The organism is Anaeromyxobacter sp. SG66 (assembly GCF_022690805.1).
GTDB lineage: Bacteria > Myxococcota > Myxococcia > Myxococcales > Anaeromyxobacteraceae > Anaeromyxobacter > Anaeromyxobacter soli.
The window spans coordinates 1-7,874 of sequence record NZ_JALCZC010000154.1 but is presented as its reverse complement, the minus strand read 5'-3'; the positions used below and the strand labels follow the sequence as shown (position 1 = coordinate 7,874).

The following is a 7,874-nucleotide window of genomic DNA, read 5'->3' as shown; positions in this document are numbered from 1 at the left end:
CGAGCCGCCGCGCCCGGTCCCGCTCGCGGAGGAGCGCCACCTCGAGCGCGGCGAGCGAGGCGATGCCGTCCGGCCCGCGCGCCGCGCCCCGCGCCTCGGCGGCGCGCCACGCCTCCTCGTCCTCAGCGGCCGCGCGCTCGGCGCGGAGCGCGCCGACCCGGGCCGCGAGCGGCTCGTCCCCCGCCTCGCGCAGCGCCTTCACCGTGTCGCGGTGCGCCGCGCGCGGATGAACGGCGAACAGCCGGGCGAGCGCCGGCTCCGGCTCGAGGCCAGCGACGTGCCGGAATCGTTCCTCGTCGAGCGCGGCGCCGAGCGCGTCGAGCTCGCCCGGCAGCAGATCCATCGGGTGGGCGTCCATGATAGAAGGCATCCTCCGACCCGGTCGGGCGACGGGCGCCGAGCGCGAACCAGTTCGCGACGGCGGCGCTCCCACCTACCGCGCCGGGCGGTCGCTTGACAGCGATTCCGCCGAATTTAGCTTCCCCGTCGGAGATTCACGGGTATGCCCATCTACGAGTACGAGTGCCCCAAGTGCGGGCGCTTCGATCACCTGCAGAAGATGTCCTCGCCGGCGCTGGAGATCCACGAGGTCTGCGGCTCGAAGGTGACGAAGCTCATGTCCGCGAGCGCCTTCGCCTTCAAGGGCTCGGGCTTCTACATCACGGACTACAACGGCCGGAACTCCGCCGCGATCACCGGCAAGTCGGACAAGTCCGAGTCGAAGCCGGAGCCGAAGGCCGACGCCTGCGCGACCTGCCCCGCCAAGCAGGGCGCCGGCGCGTGCTAGCAGAGCGGCGCGCCGAAGTTCAGCGGCGAAGCCGCGCCCGCGGGACGGCGCGCAAGTCCGCAGGACGCAGCGCGCCAGGGCCCCGCGCAGCAGGGGTGGGGCCCCAGCGGCTCCGCCGATGGGGCGGGGGCGCAGCCCCCGTCGAAACATGAAGCGGCTCTCCCTCGCGGTGGGCCCCGCGGACGCGGGCGAGCGGCTCGACCGCTTCATCGCCGCGCGCGGCGGCATCTCGCGCGGCATCGCGCGGCGCACGCTCGACGCGGGCGGCGTGTTCCTCGACGGACGCCGCTGCAAGGTCTCCGGCAAGCTCCTCCACGAAGGCCAGGAGGTGGTCGTCAACCTCGAGGAGGCGGGCCGCTCCGCGCCCGCGCCGGGCGCGCTCGACCGCTCGCGCCTCCTCTACGCGGACCGGGACCTCGTCGCGGTGGACAAGCCCGCGGGCGTGCCCGCGCAGCCGACGCTCACGACCGACCAGGGCACCCTGCCCGAGCTCGTCGCCGCGCTGCTCGGCGCGCCGGTGACGCTCGTCCACCGGCTCGACCGCGAGACGAGCGGGGTCACCGTGCTCGCGCGGAGCGCCGCCGCGGCCGCCGCGCTCGCCGAGGCGTTCCGCACCGGCACGCCGGAGAAGACCTACCTCGCGCTGTGCGCCCGGGCCCCCGCGCCGCCCGAGGGGCGGATCGACGCGCCGCTCGGCAAGGACCCGGCGCGCGCCGGGCTCCGCCGCGTGGACCCGCGCGGCGACGCGGCGGCGACGCGCTACCGGACGCTGCGTGAAGGCCCGCTCGCCGCGCTCGTCGAGGCGCGCCCCGAGACCGGCCGCACGCACCAGATCCGCGTGCACCTCGCCCACCTCGGCGCGCCGCTGCTCGGCGACCCGCGCTACGGCGGCCCGCGGCGCGTCGGCGAGGTGGCGATCCCGCGCGTCATGCTGCACGCGCGGCGGCTCGAGATCGCCCACCCCGCGTCCGGCGCGCGGCTCGTCTTCGAGGCGTCCGTGCCGGACGACTTCGGGGCCGCGGAGGCCGCGCTGCTGCCCTGACTCGCGGGCCCGCCGCCTCCCCTCCGCAACGTCCCTCGCGCGGAGCGGTGCCCTCCCGCGGCCGCGTCAGCGGCGCCGCGGCAGGAACGGCTCCGGGTTCAGGAGCTTGTACGTCTGCGGGTCCATGACGCTCTCCGGGAACCGCCGCGGGCGGAGCTCGTGGAGCACGCGGGCGGTGTTCTCGGCGAGGGTCGAGGCGATCTTCAGGCGCCGGTCGCGCTCGACGAACGCAGCGACGAGCGTCTGCATGCGGTGGATCTGCCCCTCCGGCACCGCCCCGATGCGCCGGACGAGGAAGAGCGCGCTGCCGGCGAGCCACACCTCGCGCGTCTCGAGCTCACGGGCGGAGTCGAACGGGGGCGCGAACCCGTAGTGGGCGAGCAGGTCGAGGAGCTTCGGCACGACCTTGGGGCCGAACTTCACGAGCTCGGCCTCGACGTCCCAGGGCGACATGCCGCGCGCCCGCGCCTCCTCGGCGATGGGCGTCTTCCACTCCATGTACAGGTCCTCGTACAGCGCGAGCCAGATCCGCATCCGCTCGCGCCGCGGCGCGCGGTTCACCGCGCGCACGAGCGGGGCGGCGTCCGTCTCCCGCAGGTGGCGCTCCACGGTGGGCACCGGGTTCAGGGCGCGCAGGTTCCTGACGAAGAAGGCTCTCGACGGGTGCGGGCAGAGGACGTTCACCGTGAGGAAGGCACGGTCGGCCCCCCGGCCGAAGAGCCCGGCGCGGTCGACCGACCTGAGCGCGCCCACCATGGCCGTGAGGATCGCCCGGTCCAGCGACTCGCGCCGGCCGGCGGGGTCCGGCAGCGCCACCTCCCGGACCCCCGCGTCGAAGTCGTGGAAGTCCCAGTCGGCGGCCGACCAGCGCAGCAGGCGGCGCCCCGCCTCGCCGCGGAAGCGCGGGTCGTCGGCCGCGCGGGCGGTCGCGGCGCGGGCGAGCCCCTCCTCGGTGTTCGCCGAGGCGCGCACCGACGCGTAGCCCGACTCCGCGTCGGTGTAGAGCGCGAAGGCGTAGAGGGTCTCGGAGCCGATGCGCTCGCGGAGCGCGCGGACCGCGGCGGCGGTCCGGTCGGTCAGCGCGCGCCGGAAGGCGGAGAGGTCGAAGGAGGCGGCCGCGGGATCGGCGGGGACGTGGACGGGCGCGCGCACTCTGAGCGCAACGGTAGCCCCGTCCTCGCCCGGGAAGCCATCCCGCCCCCGGCGCGTCGGCGACCGCAGCGGTCGGGTTCGGTCCCGGGCGGCGACGCGACCATCCGCGTCAGCAGACGCAGCGGTAGTCGGAGAGCTCCTCGAAGCCCGCGCGCGCGAGCTCCGCCCGGATGAGCGCCCGCGCGCCGGGTGCGCCGACGGCCACGAGCAGGGGGAGCCCCCGCGCGCGCGCCACGTCGCCGTAGCCGACGACCGGCGCGCCGCGGATCTCCCGGCCGATCTTGTTCCGGTCGACCTCGACGAAGAGCGCCACGCGCACGCCCTCGCGGAGGAGCGCGTCGGCGAAGGTCTTGCCGGTCTCGCCCGCCCCCCACACCGCCACCTCGCGCCGCCCGGCGAGCGGCCCGCGCGCGAGGTGGTGGCACTTGAGGGCCACGTGGCGCGCCAGGGCGTAGCGCGGATCGGTGCGCGTCGCGCGCGCCGGCGCCTCGCGCCAGGCGAGCAGCGTGCGCGGGACGTTCGCGAGCCGGCCCCCCGCGGCGTGCAGGCGGAGCCAGAGGTCGTAGTCCTCGGGGAAGTCGCCGTCGCGCCAGCCGCCGGCCGCGGCGAGCGCGGCCCGGCGGATGGTGGTGGCGGGGTGCACGAGCGGCGCCTCGACGAAGAGGTCGCGGTGGAGCTCGTCGGGGGTCGTCAGGCCGTTCAGCCAGGCCGCGTAGCGGAGCATGCCCGGCCGGAGGATGCGGCGCGGGAAGAGCCGTACGCGCGAGCCGGCGGCGGCGAGCGAGCGGTCCGCCTCGAGCGCGGCGCGCTGGAGCGCGAGCCGCTCGGGGTGGGCCACGTCGTCCGCGTCCATGCGCGCGACGAGCTCCGCGTCGCAGGCGGCGAGGCCGCGGTTCAGCGCGCCGGCGATGCCCTCCCCCGGGCCGCGCAGGACGACGACGCGCCGGTCGCGGGCGGCGAGCCGCTCCAGGATCTCGGCGGTGCCGTCCCGCGAGCCGTCGTCCACGCACACGAGGGAGAGATCGCGCTCGCTCTGGCGGAGGATGGACACCGCCGCCGCCCGCACGGTGTCGGCCGCGTCGCGGGCAGGCATGAGGACGGCGAGGCGAGGCATCCAGGTGATCCGCAGGCGCGAATGAGCGAGGCGAGCCCGCCGGGGCGCCGCCGCGAACGGCGGGCGAAGACCCGCCGGGGCTCAGCGGCGGTCGCGAGGCGCGGGCCGTCCCATCAGAGCCTGGGCGCGCCGCCTCGCTCGACCGGCACGGCGCCGACCTCGGCGCACAGCCACTCGGCGGCGAGGAGGTAGCCGCGCATCCCGAGGCCGGTGATCTGGCCGCGGCAGGCGGGCGCGACGACGCTCGTCCGCCGGAACGCCTCGCGCGCGTGGATGTTCGAGAGGTGCACCTCGATCACCGGCACGTGCGGGATGGACTTCAGGCAGTCGTGGAGGACGTAGCTCGTGTGCGTGAGCGCGCCGGGGTTGAGGAGGATCCCCTGCGCGGCCTTGCGGTGCTCGTGGATGAAGTCGACGAGCGCCCCCTCGTGGTTCGACTGGAACGCCTTCACCTCCACGTTCCAGGCGGCGCACGCCTCGCGCACGAGCTTCTCCACCTCGGGGAGCGTGGTCCGCCCGTACACGTCGGGCTCGCGCTCCCCCAGCAGGTTCAGGTTCGGGCCGTTCACGAGGAGGATCATCGGGCTGCCTTTCCGGCCGCGCTGCGGCCGCGCGCGAGCGTAGCGCGCCCCTTCTTCCGAGTCGAAGCGCGAGACGGGGCGGGCGCCGCGATCTCGGCGACGGTGGCGTCCACCGCCTCGGCGTCCGCCTCGACGTCCCACTCCACCGCCCACCGCCCGCCCTCGACCGCGACGGGCAGCACCCAGCGCAGCCCGCCGTCGCCGCGCTTCTTGTCGAACGCCATGAGCCGCTGGGCGGCGCGGGCCGTCTCGCGCGGCACGCGGGCGGGGAGCCCGGCCGCGGCGAGGCGCTCCTCGACCGCGGTCGCGGCGTCGGCGCCGACGCGGCCGAGCCGGGCCGCGAGCCGGAAGGCGAAGGCGAGCCCGACGGCGACCGCCTCGCCGTGCGTGTAGCGGGAGAACGCCCCGGCCGCCTCCACGCCGTGGCCGAAGGTGTGGCCCAGGTTGAGGAGCTTGCGCGGCCCCTGCTCCGTAGGGTCCGCCTCGACCACGTCCACCTTCATGCGCGCGCAGGTCGCGATGACGAGCGGGTCGAGCGTCGCGGCGGCGAGCTGGGGCCCGAACGCCTCGAGCAGGTCGGGCCGGAGCGCGGCGTACTTCATCACCTCGCCCTTGCCGCTGCGGACCTCGCGCGCGGGCAAGGTCTCGAGCGCCGCGGGATCGGCGAGCACCGCCTCCGGCGGGTGGAACGCGCCGACCGCGTTCTTCGCGACGGGCAGGTTCACCGCGGTCTTCCCGCCGATCGCCGCGTCCACCATGCCGAGGAGCGTCGTCGGCACCGCGACCCACCGCACGCCGCGCATGTAGGTCGCGGCGAGGAAGCCGGCCGCGTCGGTGACCGCCCCGCCGCCGAGCGCCACGACGAGGCTCCGCCGCGTCATCCCCGCGCGGAGCAGGGCGACCGCGCCGCGCTCCAGCTCGCGCAGGCTCTTGCCGCGCTCGCCGTCGGGGAGGACGTGCACGAGGGCGAGCGGCGCCTCGCGCTCGAGCCGCGCGCGCACCTGCTTGCCGAAGGGGGTCGCGAGCACCCGCGCGCAGGAGACGAGCGCCACCCGATCGTGCTCGTCGGCGAGCGCGCCCACGAGCTCGGCCGCGCCCGAGCCGACGCGCACCGGGTACTCGTGGTCGCCCTGGCGGGCGGGGATCACCTCGACGAGCTCGGTCACAGGGACTCCAGGATGCGCCGCGCCACCGCCTCGGGCGTGAGGCCGTCGACGGGGACGGTGAGGTGGGCGCGGCGGTAGAGGGGGAGGCGGCGGGCGAGGAGCTCCGGCCAGCGCGCCGCGAGCGGCCGGGCCGCGTCGCCGCCGCCGGCGGAGAGCCGGCGCGCCGCCTCGGCCGCGGACACGTCGAGGAACACGACCCGGCCGACCGCGAGGAGCCGCCCGGCGCTCACCGGATCGCAGAACGCCCCGCCGCCCAGGTCCGCCACGACGCCCGCCGGGAGGGCGGCCACCGCCTCGCGCTCCAGCGCGCGGAAGCGCGGCTCGCCGTCGCTCGCGAAGATCTCGGCGATGGGGCGTCCGGCCGCCCGGACGATGGCGTCGTCGAGGTGGACCACGCGCCGCCCGAGGAGCCGGCCGAGGAGCTCGGCGACGGTCGACTTGCCGGAGCCCATCATGCCCGCGAGGGCGAGCGTCTCAGCGGATCCGAGCGGCATAGGCGAGGACCGCCTGCTCCACGTCCACGATGGCGTCGCCCCCGAACTTCTCGAGGAACGCGTTCGCGAGCTCCCACGCCACCACCGCCTCGCCGACGATCGCGGCGGCGGGCACGGCGCACACGTCGCTCCGCTCGTAGCGGGCCTGCGTCGCCTCGCGGGTCGCGAGGTCCACGGTGGGCAGCGGGGTGAGCATGGTGGGGATGGGCTTCATGTACGCGCGCACGCGGAGCGGCATGCCGTCCGTCATGCCGCCCTCGAGGCCCCCGGCGCGGTTGGACGGCCGGTGGAAGCCGCGCGCGGGGTCGTACGCGATGGGATCGTGGAAGTCGGGGCCGGAGCGGCCCACCTGCGTGCCGTCCCCGAGCTCGACCGCGCGGATGGCCTGGACGCCGCAGAGCGCGCCCGCGAGCCGCGCGGAGAGGCGGCGATCGGGGTGGACGTGGCTGCCGAGGCCGATGGGGAGCCCGGTCGCGTGGACGTCGAAGGCGCCGCCGATGGAGCCGCCGCGCGCCTTCTCCGCGTCGATGAGGGCGCGCCACTCCGCGGCGACCGCCTCGTCGTCCACGTGCAGGTCGGAGGCCTCGATGGCCGCGCGCTCCGCGTCGGTCGGCGGCTCCTCCACGTGGCGCAGGCGCGGGCCGATGGCCACGAGGCGCGAGGAGACCCGGACGCCGAAGCGGGCGAGGAGCTGCTTCGCGAGCGAGCCGAGCGCCACGGTCGCCGCGGTGGAGCGCGCGCTCGCGCGCTCGAGCACGTCGCGCGCGTCGGTGCGCGCGTACTTGAGGGCGCCCGCGAGGTCGGCGTGACCGGGCCGGACCTGGGTGAAGACGCGGCCGCCGCGGGCGTAGGGCGAGACGAGGTCCTTCCAGCTCTCGTGGTCCTTGTTCCAGACGACGAGGGCGATGGGCGCCCCCAGCGTCTCGCCGCCGCGCAGCCCGGCGAGGAACTCGGCCTCGTCCTTCTCGATCTTCTGCCGCCCGCCCCGCCCGTAGCCCTTCTGGCGCCGGCGGAGATCGCGGTTCACCTCGTCGAAGTCGATGTTCAGCCCGGCGGGGAAGCCCTCGGCGATGGCGACGAGGGCCGGCCCGTGCGACTCGCCGGCCGTGAGGTAACGGATGGTCATGAGGGCCTCCCGGGCGCGGCGATGGCCGACGCCATGAGCGCCTCCGGCGCGGCGCGGCCGGTCCAGAGCGCGAAGGCGAGCGCCCCCTGCCGGACGAGGACGCGTTCGCCGGAGACGAGCCGCGCGCCGGCCTCGCGCGCGGCGCGCGCGAGCGCGGTGTCGCCGTAGACGAAGTCGAGGACGAGCTGCCCGGCGCGGACGGAGAGCGGCAGCGGCAAGTCCTCGGCGTGCAGCCCGACCGAGGTCCCGTTCACGATCGCGTCGGCGGCGTCCGCCTCGGCGGCGAGCGCCTCCCACGGCACCGCCACGGGGGGCGGCGACCCGGCGGCGACGAGCGAAGCGAGCTCGCCCGCGAGCCGCTCGGCCGCGTCCGCCCGCCGCGCCGCGATGCGCAGCGCGGCGCCCGCGCGCA

8 protein-coding genes and 2 pseudogenes are annotated in these 7,874 nt (G+C 76.8%); 2 read left to right on the top strand and 8 right to left on the bottom strand.

Annotation, left to right across the window (positions count from 1 at the left end):
- A pseudogene (locus MNZ39_RS22450) lies at positions 1–358 on the bottom strand (hypothetical protein); the annotation flags it as partial.
- Between the two features lie 144 nt (positions 359–502).
- Between MNZ39_RS22450 and MNZ39_RS22445 the strand changes: the two are divergent.
- Both MNZ39_RS22445 and MNZ39_RS22440 read left to right on the top strand, forming a co-directional pair.
- Entirely contained in the window at positions 503–787 is a 285-nt protein-coding gene (locus MNZ39_RS22445) for an FmdB family zinc ribbon protein (RefSeq protein WP_242341332.1), read from the top strand.
- 148 nt (positions 788–935) lie between these two features.
- Entirely contained in the window at positions 936–1,829 is an 894-nt protein-coding gene (locus MNZ39_RS22440; RefSeq protein WP_242341330.1) for an RluA family pseudouridine synthase, read from the top strand.
- A 66-nt stretch (positions 1,830–1,895) separates the two neighbouring features.
- Here the strand turns inward: MNZ39_RS22440 and MNZ39_RS22435 are convergent, their stop codons facing one another.
- The 7 genes and pseudogenes from MNZ39_RS22435 to MNZ39_RS22405 all read right to left on the bottom strand — a co-directional run.
- Positions 1,896–2,981: a DUF4303 domain-containing protein gene (locus MNZ39_RS22435; RefSeq protein WP_242341328.1), complete on the bottom strand. Its 1,086-nt coding sequence runs from the start codon at positions 2,979–2,981 to the stop codon at positions 1,896–1,898.
- Between the two features lie 109 nt (positions 2,982–3,090).
- Positions 3,091–4,095, bottom strand: coding sequence for a glycosyltransferase family 2 protein (locus tag MNZ39_RS22430; protein ID WP_242341326.1), 1,005 nt, complete (start codon positions 4,093–4,095; stop codon positions 3,091–3,093).
- Positions 4,096–4,208: 113 nt separating this feature from the next.
- Positions 4,209–4,676: a type II 3-dehydroquinate dehydratase gene (gene aroQ, locus MNZ39_RS22425; protein ID WP_242341325.1), complete on the bottom strand. Its 468-nt coding sequence runs from the start codon at positions 4,674–4,676 to the stop codon at positions 4,209–4,211.
- A complete protein-coding gene (locus MNZ39_RS22420; RefSeq protein WP_242341323.1) occupies positions 4,673–5,842 on the bottom strand; it encodes a 3-dehydroquinate synthase family protein in 1,170 nt (389 codons plus the stop codon). The genes aroQ and MNZ39_RS22420 overlap by 4 nt, the downstream gene beginning before the upstream one ends.
- Complete coding sequence (locus MNZ39_RS22415) at positions 5,839–6,336, bottom strand: shikimate kinase (protein WP_242341321.1); 498 nt, start codon at positions 6,334–6,336, stop codon at positions 5,839–5,841. The genes MNZ39_RS22420 and MNZ39_RS22415 overlap by 4 nt, the downstream gene beginning before the upstream one ends.
- Positions 6,317–7,462 carry a chorismate synthase gene (aroC, locus tag MNZ39_RS22410; protein WP_242341320.1) on the bottom strand — a complete coding sequence of 382 codons (1,146 nt, stop codon included), beginning with the start codon at positions 7,460–7,462 and terminating at the stop codon, positions 6,317–6,319. The genes MNZ39_RS22415 and aroC overlap by 20 nt, the downstream gene beginning before the upstream one ends.
- Positions 7,459–7,874 (bottom strand): annotated as a pseudogene (locus MNZ39_RS22405) (shikimate dehydrogenase (NADP+)); the annotation flags it as partial. The gene aroC and the pseudogene MNZ39_RS22405, both read right to left, overlap by 4 nt.